Below are 16,097 nucleotides of genomic sequence, written 5' to 3'. Positions count from 1 at the left end.
GCACGGGCTGCGTTCAATGAGTGATGGCGCGGTGACACAGCGCTACAACAGGGGCTGGAGGGACCGGTCTCGGACCATGAGGGCGGCCCGCTTGCCGGGCAGGTCGACCTCGGCGGAGAACCGGAAGCCGGCGGTAAGGAAAGCGGCGATGGAGGGGGTGTTGCGCATGTCGGGTTCCGCGACGACGCGGGCACAGGAAGGCCGCCGCGCGAGAACGAGATCGGCCACGGCCCGGAGCAGCAGACCGCCGAGACCGCGCCCCCGGTCGGCGACCTCGCCGACCAGGAGGTGGACTCCCGTGTCGTGAGGCCGGGCGGGGTAATGACGAGCCAGCGGGTCCAGATCCGCCCGGTAGATCTCCCAGTAGCTCATCGGGGCTCCGTCCAGCACGCCGACGCACGGCACGCTGCGACCGTCGCCGGCGAGCTGGGCCCGCAGGTGTTCCTCGGTCACGTCCTGCGGTCCGGACAGCTCCCAGTACGCCGCGGTGGCGGGGTCGTTCATCCAGCTGCTGATGAGCGGGAGGTCGCGTTCCAGGCGGGCGGGGACCAGGTGGAACACGCCGGCCGGCGTGTCGACCGGCCCCCAGTCGGCGACACGGTCGATGAGGTCGTCGTGACGTGGGAGGAAGGAGGAGGGCCGGGGAAGGTCTCGGGTCTCGGCGGCGAGGGCGACGAGCTCGGCCGGAAGGCGCAAGTCCAAGGTGTCCTCGCCCTGCCCGTCCACCCCATGGCGCTCAGCGGGCCGGTTGTCCCAGGCGCGTGACCCTGCACCGGAGGCCGCATCGGCGATGGCAGGGACGGCAGGTCCGCTCTCGGCGATCGGGTCGGCGGGAAGCACCGAACGCTCCTCTCGGCAGGGGGATTGTCCGCAGGGATGAAGGAGGTCAGTTGTGGTCAGGCGACGGATCAGGGTGATCAAGCGTGCAGGGGGTTGGCGATGGTGACGTAGACGGACTGGGTGGCGACCGGGCCGACGAGTTCGTCGAGGCCGTGGAGCCGGGTCAGCAGGTTGGCCTTGCAGCGCAGTACGGGTGACTCGAGCAGCCGGGCGGGCAGCGAGGTGCGCAGCCGGGACGGCCCGGAGGCGACGTGTTCGAGGAAGCGACGGAAAGCGGCCAGCAGCAGTCGCTCGTCGGCCAGGCCTTGGGAACCGAAGGAGCCGATGAGACCGAACACGTTGTTGACGGCGAGGTAGTACACCAGCCGCTCGTCGGTGACCTCGTCGCGGACGAAGGTGTCGCTCCGTTCCCCGAGGCCGGGCAACCGGGCGTCGAGATCCGCGCGCCGGGACGCGCGGAAGTAGTAGCCCTGGTTGTCGCGGTAGCGGCCGCCCGTGGGCCAACCCTCGGCGTCCAGCAGAAGCAGGGTGTTCTGCTGGTGCGCCTCGAGGGCGATGCCGGCCTCACCGTCCAGCCACAGCACGGGCCGCACGACGTGCTCGAGGTAGCGCAGGAACCACTCGGCGGCGACGGCGCCCCGGGGCCGGCCGGTGCGGCGGGCGAGACACGTGACGACCTCCGCCAACCGAGAGCGCATGCTCGGCTGGTGCCTTCCGAAGTGCCCCGGGGCCTCATCCGGCGTGGCCGATGGGTACGGACGCGGCGAGACGAGGCCGGCCAGGCAGGAGACGTCGTCCGAGGGACTGAACGGGTTGTGGCGGATCATCACGTCCAGTCCGGGCACCGGGCCGCCGCCCGTGGTGTCCACGGCGAGCCAGGCCGGATCCCGGACGATGTCGAAGTCCGGGTGCACGGCCCGCCACTGCTGCGCGAGGCCGCTGCGGAGCAGGCGGTGGACTTCGACGCCGCGGTGGAGCTCCTTACGGAGGTTCTGGCGACAGGAGTTGGTGACGCGCAGGCCCAGGGAGAGCTTGAGCATCGCGGGGGCCTGGGTCCGGTAGACGGTCCGTAGCGAGGAGGTGGGGTACCAGGGCGCGCCGTGGGTGCCGAGGTCATGGAGCAGTCCGCTGTCGAGCAGGTCGGTGATCTCGGGGCGGTGCCGGATCTGGTGTGCCTGCCAGGGGTGCAGGGGCAACAGGGCGTACCCGTCCGGTAGGACCGGTCCGGCTCCGGCCAGGCGGGCGGTGAGCAGGGGTGCGGCGACAGGACGGCCGCGTTCGGTCCAGGAGGAGTCGGTGGCGAGGACGGAAAGGGCGACAGCCATCCAGTGCAGGGGGAAGGAGCCGCGCAACTCGGGTGAGTACCGCAGCGCTTCGGCTTCGGAGAGGCCTTCGCGGCTCTTGGGGGTCGGGTGCAGGGGATGCCCGAGAAGGAGTGCCTGCTCGGCGGAGAGGAAGAGGTCGGGTCCGTCGGCGGGGCGTTCCCGGCGGTCGGTGATGAAGCCGGCGACGCGTCTCAGGGAGTCGGCTACGCCCGCGACGAGTTCCGCGCTGTCCCCTGCGTCAGCGGTGAGGGAGCGGGGGATGTCCGTCGAGCCGGAGTCGGTGGCGCAGCCGGTGCGACGGGCGCCCGCGGCCGTCTCCCTGGCGAACAGAGCGGCGATCGTGACCGCATCGACCGGTGGGGCGTGCTCAGGGGCACCGGCGAGACGCGGAGGGCCGAAACGGTGCCAGCCCGTGGGGGACCAGTAGCGGACGGGGGCGAGGAGGGCCGTTCCGCTGGCCGGAAGGGGCACGTGGAGGACCCCGTCGGCAGGAGCGGCCTGGTCGGTCTCGCGCGCCCAGCAGCGGAGCAGGTTCTCCGTGGCGGCCGCTTGGGCGGCTACGTGCGGGGCGGGATGTTCCAGGGGGTCGATGCCGTGGACTTCGCCCGGTCGCTCGCCCGGTGCCGCCGCCGGGCGCTGCCGTGGAACACCGGGGTGAGGTGGCGCCCCCGCAGTCAACGGGTCGACCGAGGAACCTTGGCCCGACGCCTGCGTCGGTGCGTGGTCGTCAGGGTGGGGGGTGGTGTTCAAGGCAGGTTCCTCTTGGCGTGGTTCCGAGTCATGCGGGTGGGGGGCGAACCGACGGGCTCCACCTCGGCTGCGCGGGGAGTGCGGAGGAGCATGCGGCGTACGGGCGGACAGGTACCTGACGGGCGGACAGGTCGAGGCCCGCACGGCCTCGACGAGAGACGACTCGGCCCGCAGGCCCGCGGCGTGCGTGGGCTCTCACGCCGCAGAGGATCGCCGTGTTCACGGTGCGGCTGCTGTGCCGCCCCCGCGGAGTCGAGCCGCTGCCCCGACCGCGTCGGCCAGGCGGTCCAGCACGGCGGCCGCTTGTTCATCGGTGATGGTCAGGGGAGGCAGAAGTTGTACGACGTTCGCGTGTGGGCCGCCGAGGCCGACGATGAGGCCGCGCCGCAGACACTCCTGCTGGACGGTGGCCGCGAAGGCGGGAGCGGCGGCAAGGGGCGGCCGGGTGGGGCCCGACGGCATCGGCGCCCCCTCGCGAGCCCCCGCCCTCGGCCCCGCGCCCGTCCCCGTCCCCGCGCCTGCCTCAGCGGCGGCGGCCGGACACGGCGCTTGGGGTGCTCCCTCCGGGTCCACCAACTCGACCCCGATCATCAGTCCCCTCCCCCGCACGTCCCCGACCCACGAGAATTCGGAGGCGAGGCCGCGGAGTTGGTGCAGCATGCGCGCACCCAGGGTTGCCGCGCGGTCGGCGAGGGCGTTCTCGCGGACGTGGGCGAGGGTTGCCGTGCCGGCGGCCAGGGCGAGTTGGTTGCCCTGGAAGGTGTCCGAGGGAATGCCGGTCTCCGTGGTCTCGAGGTCGTCGCTGTACACCACGACGGCCAGCGGCAGGCTGCCGCCGATGGCCTTCGAGAGGACCATCACGTCGGGGGTCACGCCGCTGTGCCCCACCGCCCAGAAGGCGCCGGTGCGGCCCACGCCCGTCCGGGTCTCGTCGGCGATCAGCGGGACGGACCGGTCGGCGGTGAGCTGTCGCATGCCCCGCAGCCAGGCATCCGGCGCGGGGACCACCCCGCCCGCGCCCTGGACCGGCTCGACGATCACCCCGGCGGGCACCGGCACCCCGGCCCTGGAGTGGTCGAGGAGGGACTCGGTCCAGCGTCCGGCGTTGGTGAACGTCAGCACGCCACTGCGGCCGGTGGCCGTGCGTACCAACGCGCAGGCGGTCTCGATGGCTTCGCTGTCGGCCGGTCCGCAGAACCGCACGCGTGCCCGGTCGGCCAGCCCACTCGGCAGGGTGCGGAGCAGTTCAGTGAGGAAGGCGTCCTTGACGGGTGTGGCCAGGTCCAGGGCATTGAGCGGCGCACCCGAGTCCAGGACCTTGCGGATGGCTTCCAGCACGACCGGGTGGTTGTGGCCGAGGGCGAGTGTGCCGGCGCCGGAGAGGCAGTCCAGGTAGCGGCGGCCGTCGGCGCCCTCGATGGTCAGTCCCCGGGCCCGTACCGGCACGATCGGGAGGGCACGGGCGTAAGTCCGGGCGGCGGACTCGCGAGTGGAATGGCGGCGCAGCACCCCTTCCTGCGCCGAGCGTGCCGTGAGGGCGGGAGGGGCCGCAGGGGCAGGGACGGCCCTGTCGTCGAGGAGCTCGCCGGGACCTTTCACCTGCGTAGGCCCCACGGCGGCCTCCTCCGACGCACACCCCGCATGGGTGGATTCCGCCACGACGTCACTGACCTCCCCTTGGGCACGGGCACAGAGGACCGCGCACAGACAGCAAACCCCCCACCGCTACCAACCGCGGATCACTCACCCGGTTACGGGTTGCCTCAAGATCCTTTCCGTAACGGAACTGTTGCGGATCCGTCGGATCGCCCCCACAGCCACCGCATAGGGTGTGATGCCGTTCCCGGACACCGTGAGGCGGCCCGAACATCCCGCAGGGCAGCGGGAATCGCGGCCCAGGCACCGGTTTCGTCCACGTTCGTTCCACATCAGGGGGAGTCACATCATGCGATCCACCAGGCCGTCGTCCGCCGTCAGCCGGGGGAGGGCGCGCCGCAGGAACTCCCCCGTCCTGGCCGCCGTGGCCCTCGCCTCCGCACTCGCGCTGACCGCCACCGCCTGCGAGTCGGGCGACGCCACGGCCGACGGTGAGGCCTCCGCGTCCGCCACGGCCTCCGACGACGGCAAGCTCAGGATCCCGGACGACATCAGGGACCGGCTCCGCGAGCACGGGATCGACATCGACAAGTGGAAGAACGGCGCCTGGAAGAACTGGGACCGGGACGACTGGCTGCGCGAGGCCAACGAGTACGTCAACCCGATCATCGAGGGGCTCTGGAACCCGGACCGCATGCGGGAGGCCGAGGAGCCCGACCAGGGTGTCGACACCGGCGATCTCTCCGGTGACCGGGGAGTGACCGACCCGACGCCCGAGCCGGTCGAGGCACAGGCTGTACCGCCGTCGTACCACGCCAACGCCCCGACGGCAGGGAAGGTGTTCTTCGACTCCCCCGAGGGCTCCGCCGTCTGCTCGGCGACCGTGGTCACGGACCCGGCGCACCCGGGCAAGTCGAACCTCGTGTGGACGGCGGGTCACTGCGTGCACGCGGGCAAGAAGGGCGGCTGGTACCGCAACATCGCGTTCGTGCCGTCGTACAACGACGACGGCCGGCCGGTGGAGGCGCTTCAGAACGCCACCCGCGAGGACGTCGCTCCCTACGGTGTCTGGTGGGGCGACTGGGCGCAGACCTCGGACCAGTGGATCGAGCAGGGAGGTTCGACGGGCGGGGACGGCGCTCCGTACGACTTCGCAGTCATCCATGTGACGCCGGAGAAGGGCAGCGGCGGCAAGTCGCTGGAGGAGATGGTCGGTTCGGCGCTGCCGGTCGCCTTCAAGGCGCCCGCCGTGCCGCAGGTCAAGAGCGTCACGGCGATCGGCTACCCGGCCGCGCCGCCCTACGACGGGCAGAAGCTGTACCGGTGCCAGGACCGGCCCGGCCGGCTGTCGGTCACGGCCTCGGACCCGACGATGTACCGCATCGGCTGCACCATGACCGGCGGTTCGTCCGGCGGCGGCTGGATCGCGACCGGCGCGGACGGCAAGCCGGCGCTGGTGTCCAACACCTCGATCGGCCCGGTGACGTCGGGCTGGCTGGCCGGTCCGCGCCTGGGCGATGTGGCCAAGGGCGTGTACGACTCGGTCAGCAAGAAGTTCGCCGGCCGGTGACAGCGGACTGAACGACGCCGTCGGTGGGGCGGCGCACCCAGCGGAAACCTTCACCGCCCCACCCCGGTACGCCCTCAACTCCACGGGCATAGTGGGGTGTCGCGCGGATCCACCCGCACGGGAGCACTCCTGTGCCCGTCACGCCCGTGAGCCCGTGACCTGCCGACGCGGCACGATCCCACACCAGCACGGCACACCCCACACCTCACGGCACCGACACAAACACCAGCACCAGCACCAGCACGCATTTCACACGCACCAACGGGGGTCATCCACCATGCGTTCCACTCGTTCCACCCATGCGCCCGCGCCCAGGCGCCGGCGTCGCGCCGTCCTCGCCGCCACCGGACTCGTCACCGCCCTGGCGCTCACCGCGACCGCCTGCAACGGCTCCGACGACGAGGCGAGCGACAAGCCCGGCACCACCAGCTCCCCGGCCGCGGCGAACGGCGGCGGCAAGGTCGAGATCCCTGCGGACCTCGCGGGCAAGCTGAAGGAGCACGGGATCGACGTCGACCGCTGGAGGGACGGCGGCTGGAAGGACTGGGACAAGGACAAGTGGCTCAGTGACGCCAAGGACTTCGTCAACCCGGTGATCGAGGGCCTCTGGAAGCCCGAGCGGATGCAGTCCGCCGAGGAGGCCGAGAAGACGGTCACGACGAAGGACGCGTCGGCCGGCCAGGGCGTCAGCGACCCGGATCCGGCACCCGTCCGTGCGCAGGCCGAGAAGACGCCGTACCACCGCAACGCGGCGCCGGTCGGCAAGGTCTTCTTCGACTCCCCCGACGGCCCGGCCGTCTGCTCCGGCACGGTCGTCAAGGACGTCAACCACCCGGGCAAGTCCAACCTGGTGTGGACGGCGGGGCACTGCGTGCACGCCGGTGGCAACGGCGGCTGGTACCGCAACATCGTCTTCGTCCCGGCCTACAACGACCTCGGCAAGTCCGAGGCGGAGCTGACCGACGCCAACCCGACGGAGATCGCCCCCTACGGCAACTGGTGGGCGAACTGGGCTTCGACCTCGAACCAGTGGATCCAGGGCGGTTCGGAGACGGGCGGCGACGGAGCCGCGTACGACTACGCCGTGCTGCACGTGAAGCCGGAGCAGGGGGCCAAGTCGCTGGAGGAGACGGTCGGCGCCGCGCTGGACGTGGACTTCTCCGCCCCGTCCGCGGCCGAGTCCCGCAAGATGGGCGCCTGGGGCTACCCGGCCGCGCCGCCCTACAACGGCGAGAAGATGTTCAAGTGCATCGACGTCCCCGGCCGGTTCTCGCTCAGCCCATCCCTGCCGACGATGTACCGCATCGGCTGCGACATGACCGGCGGTTCCTCCGGCGGCGGTTGGTTCCGGGTCCTGAACGGCAAGTCCGTGCTGGTCTCCAACACCTCGATCGGCCCGGCCGACAACACCTGGCTGGCCGGTCCGCAGCTGGGCCGGGACGCCGAGGCGCTCTACCAGAACATGAGCAAGACGTACGGCGGTCAGTGACCCGCACACGTTGAAGGCCCGCTCCCCGGTGACTTCCGTTCTCGTAGTTGTGCGGCAGTACTTTCCCGAGAGCACGGACCTGTGTCCGTCCACACCCGTGAGCACCTGGCCGCTGTCGCCGCAGGACTCGACGGCCGCCCACGCGAAACGCTCGGCCGGGAAACCCCGGCCGAGCGCCTGCGCACCAGGCTCGCGGCATGAGTCCGGCTCTGTGCCGACCGCGCGGGATCAGCTGACCGGCCAGGTGTGCTTGGCCGCCCAGGTACCGAAGCGATGCCAGCCGATCTCCGGAAAGTCACGCCGCAGCGCGTCCACGTCCACATCGAGGCCGACCTCGGTGAAGTAGCGGAACATCGCGGCGAGATCGGCCGAGAACGCCTCGACGTGGGCGATCGGCAGCCGCTCGAAGACGATCGGCCGGCCGCACACGCCGGTCAGGGCTTCCGCGATCTCCGGGCAGGTCAGCTCGTCGGAAGCGATGTCGATGCGCCGGCCCGCGAACTCCTGGGGCCGAGCGAGAACATGGGCCGCGAAGGCGCCGATGTCCCGCGCGGGGATCAGTGTCAACGGCCGGTCGGCCGGCATCGGCAGCACGAACCGGCCTTCACGCAGACCCTCGAGCGACCACTCGACCCGGTAGTTGTCCATGAACGCGGCCGGACCGAGGATCGTCCAGGGCACACCCAGCCCTCGCAGGTGCCGCTCGATGCGGTACTTGCTCTCGAAGTGCGGAATGCCCGTGCCGCGGTCGGCGTGCGCTGCCGAGGTGAACACGATGTGCCGGACACCACGGGCGGCCTCCAACAGGTCGATGCCCTGCCGGACTTCGGTCTCCGGGTCCGAGCCGAATGGCGTGGACATCGCGAACAATCCGTCAGCGCCCTTCAGGGCGGCCTCCAGCGACTCGCTGTCGTCGAAGTCGGCCGCGTGCACCTCGGCCCCGAGACCCCTCAGCGCGTGGGCCGCGGCCGAGTCGGGGGTGCGGGTCAGGGCACGGACCTGGAAGCCCTGATCGAGCAGCGAGCGGGCGGCCGCACCGCCTTGGGCGCCGGACGCTCCGGCGACGGCCACCACGGGCCGGTAAGATTCCTTCGTCATGCGGTTACCGTACAACACAGTTACTGCGTCACGCAGTTATTTAGCGAGGGTATGCATGCTGATTGACGAACTCCAGCAGGAGTCCCGCCGGTACCTGGCCTCGTACGTCATGTTCAACCAGGCGGTCGCGGACCACCTGAAGCTGCACCCGACCGATGTCCAGTGCCTCAACCTGCTGACCGCCGAGCCCGGCCCGTTCACCACCGGCCGGATCGCCGAACTCACCGGTCTGACCAGCGGATCGGCGACCCGGCTGGTCGACCGTCTCGAGAAGGCCGGCTACGTGGTCCGGCACCGCGACACGGCCGACCGCCGCCGGGTCCGGGTGGAGCCGGTCCCGGAGGCGATGCGGGAGCTCATGGAGCTGTGGTCCGAACTGGGCGAGGGATGGCGGGCGATGTTCGCCGACTACACCGAGGACGAGCGCGCGCTGCTGTACCGGCACATGCGGCGTACCGTTGAACTCTCCCGGCAGCAGATCGCCCGCCTGCGCGGCAAGGAATGACGGCCGCCCGCACGAACGCTCGGCCGGCAGACCCAGGCCGGCAACACCCGGCCGGCCGGTCCGCAGCTCGGCCGGGACGCCGAGGCGCTCCCCCAGAACATGAGCAAGACGTACGGCGGTCAGTGACCCGCACATGCTGAAGGCCCGCTCCCCGGCATGGGGGCGGGCCTTCTCGCGTCGGACGAGACGCGCGCTCAGGTCATGCTCAGAGCGCCGGCGCCGGAACGTACGGCATGAGCTCCGCCGCCAGTTCCTCGTGCACCCGCACCTTGAGCAGGGTGCCCTCCGGGGTGTGCTCCTCGGAGATCACCTCGCCCTCGTCGTGGGCACGGGCGACCAGCTTGCCGTGCGTGTAGGGCACGAGCGCCTCGATCTCGACCGACGGACGCGGCAGCTCGTTGTCGATGAGCGCGAGCAGCTCGTCCATGCCCTGGCCGGTGCGGGCCGAGACGGCGATGGACCGCTTCTCGACGCGCAGCAGCCGCTGGAGCGTCAGCGGGTCGGCCGCGTCGGCCTTGTTGATCACGACGATCTCGGGAACGCCGGTGGCGCCGACGTCCCTGATCACCTCGCGCACGGCGGCCAGCTGCTCCTCCGGGAACGGGTGCGAACCGTCGACCACGTGCAGGATCAGGTCGGACTCGCCGACCTCTTCCATCGTGGAGCGGAACGCCTCGACCAGGTGGTGGGGCAGATGGCGCACAAACCCGACCGTGTCGGCCAGCGTGTACAGCCGTCCGCTCGGGGTCTCGGCCCGGCGCACGGTCGGGTCGAGGGTCGCGAACAGGGCGTTCTCGACCAGCACGCCCGCGCCCGTGAGGCGGTTGAGCAGCGAGGACTTGCCCGCGTTGGTGTAGCCCGCGATGGCCACGGACGGCACCTTGTGGCGCTTGCGCTCCTGGCGCTTGATCTCGCGGCCGGTCTTCATCTCCGCGATCTCCCGGCGCATCTTCGCCATCTTCTCGCGGATCCGGCGCCGGTCCGTCTCGATCTTGGTCTCACCGGGACCACGGGTGGCGAGGCCGCCGCCCTTGCCGCCGCCCATCTGCCGGGACAGCGACTGACCCCAGCCGCGCAGCCGCGGCAGCATGTACTGCATCTGCGCGAGCGCGACCTGCGCCTTGCCCTCTCGGGACTTGGCGTGCTGGGCGAAGATGTCCAGGATCAGGGCCGTCCGGTCGATGACCTTGACCTTGACGACGTCCTCGAGGTGGATCAGCTGGCCCGGGCTGAGCTCACCGTCGCAGATGACGGTGTCCGCGCCCGTCTCGACGACGATGTCGCGCAGCTCCTCGGCCTTGCCGGAGCCGATGTAGGTGGCCGCGTCGGGCTTGTCACGGCGCTGGGTGACACCGTCGAGCACCAGCGCGCCGGCCGTTTCCGCGAGGGCGGCGAGCTCCGCGAGGGAGTTCTCCGCGTCCTGCACGGTTCCCGAGGTCCAGACACCGACGAGGACGACCCGTTCCAGGCGGAGCTGGCGGTACTCGACCTCGGTGACGTCCTCGAGCTCGGTGGAGAGGCCCGCGACACGGCGCAGGGCCGCGCGCTCGGAGCGGTCGAACTGGTCGCCGTCCCGCTCTCCGTCGATCTCGTGGCTCCAGGCGACGTCCTCTTCCATCAGGGCATCGGCCCGAAGACCCTCGGGGTGGCTGTGCGCGAAGCGCTTGGTGTCCTGGGAGGAGGAAGAAGAGGAGGTCATTGGATCCTTACGTCGATGGGAAGTCGTTCATTGTCTGCAACGCGTGGGCGGTCCGGGAGATTCCCGGCGCTCCGTACCGCGCCGACCTGAAGATGGTCGCACGGCACGGGGCGTCTCGTCACCGGGATATCGGGCGGGCCTCAGGGCCGGGGCGCGGTCCGCTCCGCAGGGGCCTGCGGCTCGGCGGGCGTCTCCGGCTTCCAGTCCGGGTGCCCCGGCATCGGCGGGGTCTTCTCGCCGTACAGCCAGTCCTGGAAGAAGCCGCCCAAGTCGCGCCCGGAGACTTCGGCGGCGAGCCGGACGAAGTCCCGCGTCGTGGCCGTGTCGTCCTGGTGACGGGTGACCCAGGCGCGTTCCAGGCGTTCGAAGGCCGGGCGGCCGATCTCCTGGCGCAGGGCGTACAGGACGAGCGCCGCGCCGTCGTAGACGTTGGGCCGGAAGATGCTGGTCTTGCGGGCGGTGTCGGGTGGCTTGGGGGCGGCGGGTGGTCCCCCGGCGGCGCGCCAGCGGTCGGAGGCCCCGTAGGCCGCCTTCATCCGGTCCCGCAGCGGCTTGCCGGCCTGCTCCTCGGCGTACAGCGCCTCGTACCAGGTGGCGTGTCCCTCGTTGAGCCACAGGTCGGACCAGGTGCGGGGGCCGACGCTGTTGCCGAACCACTGATGGGCCAGCTCGTGGACCATGATCGATTCGACATACCACGGGGGGTAGACCGGCTCGGTGAACAGTTCCCGCTCGAAGAGGGAGAGCGTCTGGGTCTCCAGTTCGAAGCCGGTGGTGGCGTCGGCCATGAGCAGGCCGTACGTCTCGAAGGGGTAGCGGCCGACCTTGCTCTCCATCCAGGCGATCTGGGCGGGCGTCTTCTCCAGCCAGGGTTCGAGGGCCGCGCGGTGTTCGGTGGGGACGACGTCCCGTACGGGCAGGGCGTGCGGACCGGTGCGGTGCAGGACCGTGGAGCGGCCGATGGAGACCTGGGTGAGCTCGGTGGCCATGGGGTGCCGGCTGCGGTAGGTCCACGTGGTCCTCCCGCCGGACTTCTCCACTGCGGCGGGCAGCCCGTTGGCGACGGCCGTGTGCCCGTCGGGAGCGGTGACCCGGATGGTGAACATCGCCTTGTCGGAGGGGTGGTCGTTGCAGGGGAACACCAGGTGCGCGGCGTCGGCCTGGTTGGCCATGGCGAGGCCGTCCGCGGTGCGCACCCAGCCGCCCTCGCGGTCCTTTGCGGGGACGGGGTCGCTGGTGTGCCGCACGGTGATCCGCATCCAGCGGCCGTCCGAGACCGCGTCCTCGGGCGTGATCACCAGGTCCTCGCCGGCGGTGCGGTACTGGGCGGGGTCGCCGTCGACCTCGACGGACTCGACCGTGCCGTGGGCGAAGTCCAGGTTGACGCGGTCCAGGTCGGCGGTGGTCCAGGCGTCGATGGTGGTGACGGCCCGCAGCGGCTCGCTGTTGTCGCCCGTGTAGGTGAAGGAGAGGTCGTAGGCCGCCACGTCGTAGCCGGGGTTGCCGAGGTACGGGAAGAGGCGGTCGCCGACGCCGAGCGGGACGACGGGGGCGCTGGCGGCGACGAGGCAGACGGAGATCGCCGAGGTGAGCAGGGCGGCGGCGGTGCGGCGGCGCCGGGTGTGGGTGGTGGCCTGGCTGTGGGGGGTCAGGAGCATGTCCCACGGCTACCAGCGCGCCTGTGCGAGGCGCGGACGGCGCGCTTTCGTCCCACCCGAACCGGGGACCGGGTCCTGCGCCGGGTGCCGCCCCACCCGCCCGCACGTCCGTCCCGAGCCCGGGCCGCCGGTCAGCCGTTCTGCGGCTGTGGCTGCGCCCGGCTGACGTCGTACACCCCGGCCACCTCCCGCATCGCGCGCATCAGGGCGGGCAGGTGGCTAGCGTCCGGCAGCTGCACGGTGTACGTGTGCCGCACCTGCTGCTGGGTCGGGGGTTCGACGGTCGCGGAGACGATCTCGGCACCCTCGGAAGCCATGGCCTCGGTGAGGTCGGCCAGCAGATGGGGACGGACGAACGATTCGGCCGTCAGCGTGACCCGGCACTCGGCGGCCTCACCCCAGCGCACGCCGACCTCCGTACGCCCCCCGTCCTTCATGCGCGCCACCGCGGGGCACTCCACGCGGTGCACGGTGACCGCGCCCCCGCGTACGGCGAAGCCGGTGATCTCGTCGGGCGGTACGGGGGTGCAGCAGCGGGCGAGCCGGACGGCCGCACCGGGCAGGTCGGCGAGGACATGGCCGGTGCCGGGGCGGTCGGCGGGCTGATCCGGGGCCGCCGTGTCCGGGTCGGGAACGTCGGCCGGGCGGAGCGCTGTCCGCTCCTCGGCGGTCCGCGCCTCGCTGTGCTGGGACTCCGCCTGCGCCGGGTGGGCGGCCAGCCAGCGCTGGATGGCGATCCGGGCCGCGGGCGTGTGGGCGTGCTCCAGCCACTCCCGGGAGGGCTCCGACGCCGCGTCCTGGCCCATGAGCAGCTGCACGGTGTCGCCGTCCTTGAGGACGGTGCTCAGCGTCGCCAGACGGCCGTTCACCCGGGCGCCGATGCAGGCGTGGGCGTCCTCGCCGTACTGGGCGTACGCGGCGTCCACGCAGGTCGCGCCCTCCGGCAGGCCGAGGGTGCCGCCGTCGGGCCGGAACACCGTGATCTCCCGGTCCTGGGCGAGATCCTCGCGCAGGGTCGACCAGAAGTGATCGGGGTCGGGCGCGGCCTCCTGCCAGTCGAGGAGCCGGGAGAGCCAGCCCGGGCGGGTGGGGTCGACTCTCTCGCCGTCGGCCGGGTCGTCGGGGGCGGGTGCGTACGGGTTGCCGAGGGCGACGACACCGGCCTCGGCGACCTTGTGCATCTGGTGCGTGCGGATGAGGACTTCGACGACCTGGCCGTCCTCACGCGCCACGGCCGTGTGCAGCGACTGGTAGAGGTTGAACTTCGGTACGGCGATGAAGTCCTTGAACTCCGAGACCACCGGGGTCATACAGGTATGCAGTTCGCCCAGCACGCCGTAACAGTCGGCGTCCTCGTTCACCAGGACCAGGACACGGCCGAAGTCCGAGCCGCGCAGCCGGCCGCGTTTGCGGGAGACGCGGTGCACCGAGACGAAGTGGCGGGGACGGATGAGGACTTCGGCCGGGATGTCCGCCTCGCGCAGCACGGCGCGCACCTCGTCGGCGACCTCGGCGAGCGGGTCGTCCGAGCGGGCCGCGTTGCGGACGATCAACTCCCTGGTGTGCGCGTACTCCTCGGGATGCAGGATCGCGAAGACCAGGTCTTCCAGTTCGGTCTTGAGGGCCTGGACGCCGAGCCGTTCGGCGAGGGGGATGAGCACGTCACGTGTCACCTTGGCGATGCGCTCCTGTTTCTCGGGGCGCATGACGCCGAGGGTGCGCATGTTGTGCAGCCGGTCGGCGAGTTTGATCGACATGACGCGGACGTCGTTGCCGGTGGCGACGAGCATCTTGCGGAAGGTCTCGGGTTCGGCGGCTGCGCCGTAGTCGACCTTCTCCAGTTTGGTGACGCCGTCGACGAGGTAGCGGACCTCCTCGCCGAACTGGTCGCGGACCTGGTCGAGCGTCACATCCGTGTCCTCGACGGTGTCGTGCAGCAGGGACGCGGTCAACGTCGTGGTCTCGGCGCCCAGTTCGGCGAGGATCAGGGTCACGGCGAGCGGGTGCGTGATGTACGGCTCGCCGCTCTTGCGCATCTGACCGCGGTGCGAGGACTCGGCCAGCACATAGGCGTGACGCAGGGGTTCGAGGTCCGCGTCGGGGTGGTGGGCGCGGTGGGCGTCGACGACGTGGCTGATGGCGTCGGGCAGCCGGCCGCGGGCTGCGGGGCCCAGCAGGGCGGCGCGGCCGAGACGGCGCAGGTCGATCCGGGGGCGGGCCTTTCTGCGGGGGGCTGTCGGCGTCACCGGTCCTGACACCGCGCCCGGCAACGGGCCTGGGGTCACGGAATTCGTGGCCTCCGCACTCATGGGCACCTCCGGCTGCGTCAACCGGCGGACGGGGTGCCCCAGAGCGGACACGGCTCAGGAGGCGGCTTCGGTCCCCCGTCCGGGCCGGTGCTTGATGCTACCGAGCCCACCATGCCGGACCGACCGCCTCTCGCCGAGCGTGAAACTGATCACCCATTCGAGGGACGAATGTGAGGTTTGTGCCCCCGCACACCACAGCCTCCATGGTTCGGTTTCCGCCAAGTGGCCGATTGACAACGGTGGTTTCGGGACGGGTTGGAGGGGGTCGGGTCGAGTGGCCGAAGGTGCGCGGGAGGCGTGCGGGTGTTTCCAGGGCGACCCGCAGCGGCTCACGCGGACGTGGCGGTCTCCAGCCAGTCCGCGTCGATCTCGCCCTCGGCCACGATCACGGCCGGGCCGGTCATCTCGATCTCGCCGTCGGGCCGCTCGGTGATCACCAGGGTGCCGCCGGGGACGTCCACGGTGTACGTGACGGGGGTGCCGGTGACCGTCGGGTCGGCGCCGTCGCGGCGGGCTGCGGCCACGGCGACCGCGCACGCGCCCGTGCCGCACGAGCGGGTCTCACCGGAGCCGCGCTCGTGCACGCGCAGTGCGACGTGCCCGGGGCCGCGGTCGACCACGAACTCGACGTTCACCCCGTCCGGGTAGGCGGCGGCCGGGCTGAAGGGGGGCGGGGCGTACAGATCCCCGGCGTGGGCCAGATCGTCCACGAAGGCGACCGCGTGCGGGTTGCCCATGTTGACGTTGCGCGCGGGCCAGCTGCGCTCGCCGACGCTCACCGTGACGTCACCGTCGGGGAGGACGGCCTTGCCCATGCCCACGGTCACGTCCCCGTCCTTGGCGATGTGCACGGTCTTCACGCCCCCGCGTGTGGCGACCGCGAGGTCTCCCTCGGTCACATGACCGGCGCGCTGGAGGTAGCGCGCGAACACCCGCACGCCGTTGCCGCACATCTCCGCGATCGAGCCGTCGCCGTTGCGGTAGTCCATGAACCACTCCGCCTCGGCGGCCATGGCCCGCGCCTCCGGGTGCGCGGCGGACCGCACGACGTGCAGCAGCCCGTCACCGCCGATGCCCGCGCGCCGGTCGCACAGGGCGGCGACGGCGGCCGGTGGCAGGTCGATGACGTTCTCGGGGTCCGGGACGATCACGAAGTCGTTCTCGGTGCCGTGCCCCTTGAGGAAGGCGATCCGCGTGCTCATGCCTCGATCGTAAGGGGTGGCAGCGACAACGCCCCGGGGTGCCCGCGAGGGCGCTC

At 71.5% G+C, this 16,097-nt stretch carries 11 protein-coding genes and 1 pseudogene; 4 read left to right on the top strand and 8 right to left on the bottom strand.

All coding sequences use genetic code 11. The annotated features are described in order from the left end of the window. Positions 1-42 precede the first annotated feature (42 nt). The 3 genes from AC0665_RS20550 to AC0665_RS20540 form a co-directional block, all read right to left on the bottom strand. On the bottom strand, positions 43-840 hold the full coding sequence (locus AC0665_RS20550) for a GNAT family N-acetyltransferase (protein ID WP_478705522.1): 798 nt from the start codon (positions 838-840) through the stop codon (positions 43-45). Positions 841-917: 77 nt separating this feature from the next. Continuing rightward, positions 918-2,915 carry an IucA/IucC family protein gene (locus AC0665_RS20545; RefSeq protein WP_478705521.1) on the bottom strand — a complete coding sequence of 666 codons (1,998 nt, stop codon included), beginning with the start codon at positions 2,913-2,915 and terminating at the stop codon, positions 918-920. 219 nt (positions 2,916-3,134) lie between these two features. After that, complete coding sequence (locus AC0665_RS20540; RefSeq protein ID WP_478705706.1) at positions 3,135-4,514, bottom strand: aminotransferase class III-fold pyridoxal phosphate-dependent enzyme; 1,380 nt, start codon at positions 4,512-4,514, stop codon at positions 3,135-3,137. Positions 4,515-4,860: 346 nt separating this feature from the next. Here AC0665_RS20540 and AC0665_RS20535 point away from each other — a divergent pair, with 346 nt between their 5' ends. The 3 genes and pseudogenes from AC0665_RS20535 to AC0665_RS20525 form a co-directional block, all read left to right on the top strand. Beyond that, a complete protein-coding gene (locus AC0665_RS20535) occupies positions 4,861-6,081 on the top strand; it encodes a trypsin-like serine peptidase (RefSeq protein ID WP_478705520.1) in 1,221 nt (406 codons plus the stop codon). A 277-nt stretch (positions 6,082-6,358) separates the two neighbouring features. Continuing rightward, entirely contained in the window at positions 6,359-7,570 is a 1,212-nt protein-coding gene (locus tag AC0665_RS20530; RefSeq protein ID WP_478604514.1) for a trypsin-like serine peptidase, read from the top strand. A 46-nt stretch (positions 7,571-7,616) separates the two neighbouring features. Next, positions 7,617-7,771 (top strand): annotated as a pseudogene (locus AC0665_RS20525) (IS30 family transposase); the annotation flags it as partial. A 27-nt stretch (positions 7,772-7,798) separates the two neighbouring features. On the opposite strand, the gene AC0665_RS20520 reads toward AC0665_RS20525, so the two are convergent. Further along, entirely contained in the window at positions 7,799-8,668 is an 870-nt protein-coding gene (locus AC0665_RS20520) for an NmrA/HSCARG family protein (protein WP_478705519.1), read from the bottom strand. Between the two features lie 55 nt (positions 8,669-8,723). On the opposite strand from AC0665_RS20520, the gene AC0665_RS20515 reads away from it, so the two are divergent. Continuing rightward, complete coding sequence (locus AC0665_RS20515) at positions 8,724-9,173, top strand: MarR family winged helix-turn-helix transcriptional regulator (protein ID WP_468639684.1); 450 nt, start codon at positions 8,724-8,726, stop codon at positions 9,171-9,173. A gap of 205 nt (positions 9,174-9,378) precedes the next feature. On the opposite strand, the gene hflX is transcribed toward AC0665_RS20515, so the two are convergent. The 4 genes from hflX to dapF all read right to left on the bottom strand — a co-directional run bounded on the left by hflX (position 9,379) and on the right by dapF (position 16,041). Beyond that, positions 9,379-10,872, bottom strand: coding sequence for a GTPase HflX (hflX, locus tag AC0665_RS20510; RefSeq protein ID WP_468402459.1), 1,494 nt, complete (start codon positions 10,870-10,872; stop codon positions 9,379-9,381). 140 nt (positions 10,873-11,012) lie between these two features. Continuing rightward, complete coding sequence (locus AC0665_RS20505) at positions 11,013-12,530, bottom strand: M1 family metallopeptidase (RefSeq protein WP_478604518.1); 1,518 nt, start codon at positions 12,528-12,530, stop codon at positions 11,013-11,015. 131 nt (positions 12,531-12,661) lie between these two features. Then, positions 12,662-14,839 (bottom strand): RelA/SpoT family protein, encoded by a 2,178-nt coding sequence (locus AC0665_RS20500; protein WP_478604520.1) that lies wholly within the window; start codon positions 14,837-14,839, stop codon positions 12,662-12,664. Between the two features lie 329 nt (positions 14,840-15,168). Further along, complete coding sequence (dapF, locus tag AC0665_RS20495; RefSeq protein WP_468402453.1) at positions 15,169-16,041, bottom strand: diaminopimelate epimerase; 873 nt, start codon at positions 16,039-16,041, stop codon at positions 15,169-15,171. Positions 16,042-16,097 lie beyond the last annotated feature (56 nt).

The organism is Streptomyces sp. NPDC043685, assembly GCF_056436585.1.
The sequence above is the reverse complement of the archived record's forward strand: the minus strand, read 5'-3'. Positions and strand labels throughout refer to the sequence as shown.

Bases quoted from the DNA above. Each gene is read 5' to 3' on its own strand.
- AC0665_RS20535 (WP_478705520.1), top strand. From the start codon at position 4,861: ATGCGATCCACCAGGCCGTCGTCCGCCGTCAGCCGGGGGAGGGCGCGC.
- AC0665_RS20530 (WP_478604514.1), top strand. From the start codon at position 6,359: ATGCGTTCCACTCGTTCCACCCATGCGCCCGCGCCCAGGCGCCGGCGT.
- AC0665_RS20520 (WP_478705519.1), bottom strand. From the start codon at position 8,668: ATGACGAAGGAATCTTACCGGCCCGTGGTGGCCGTCGCCGGAGCGTCC.
- AC0665_RS20515 (WP_468639684.1), top strand. From the start codon at position 8,724: ATGCTGATTGACGAACTCCAGCAGGAGTCCCGCCGGTACCTGGCCTCG.
- hflX (WP_468402459.1), bottom strand. From the start codon at position 10,872: ATGACCTCCTCTTCTTCCTCCTCCCAGGACACCAAGCGCTTCGCGCAC.
- AC0665_RS20505 (WP_478604518.1), bottom strand. From the start codon at position 12,530: ATGCTCCTGACCCCCCACAGCCAGGCCACCACCCACACCCGGCGCCGC.
- AC0665_RS20500 (WP_478604520.1), bottom strand. From the start codon at position 14,839: ATGAGTGCGGAGGCCACGAATTCCGTGACCCCAGGCCCGTTGCCGGGC.
- dapF (WP_468402453.1), bottom strand. From the start codon at position 16,041: ATGAGCACGCGGATCGCCTTCCTCAAGGGGCACGGCACCGAGAACGAC.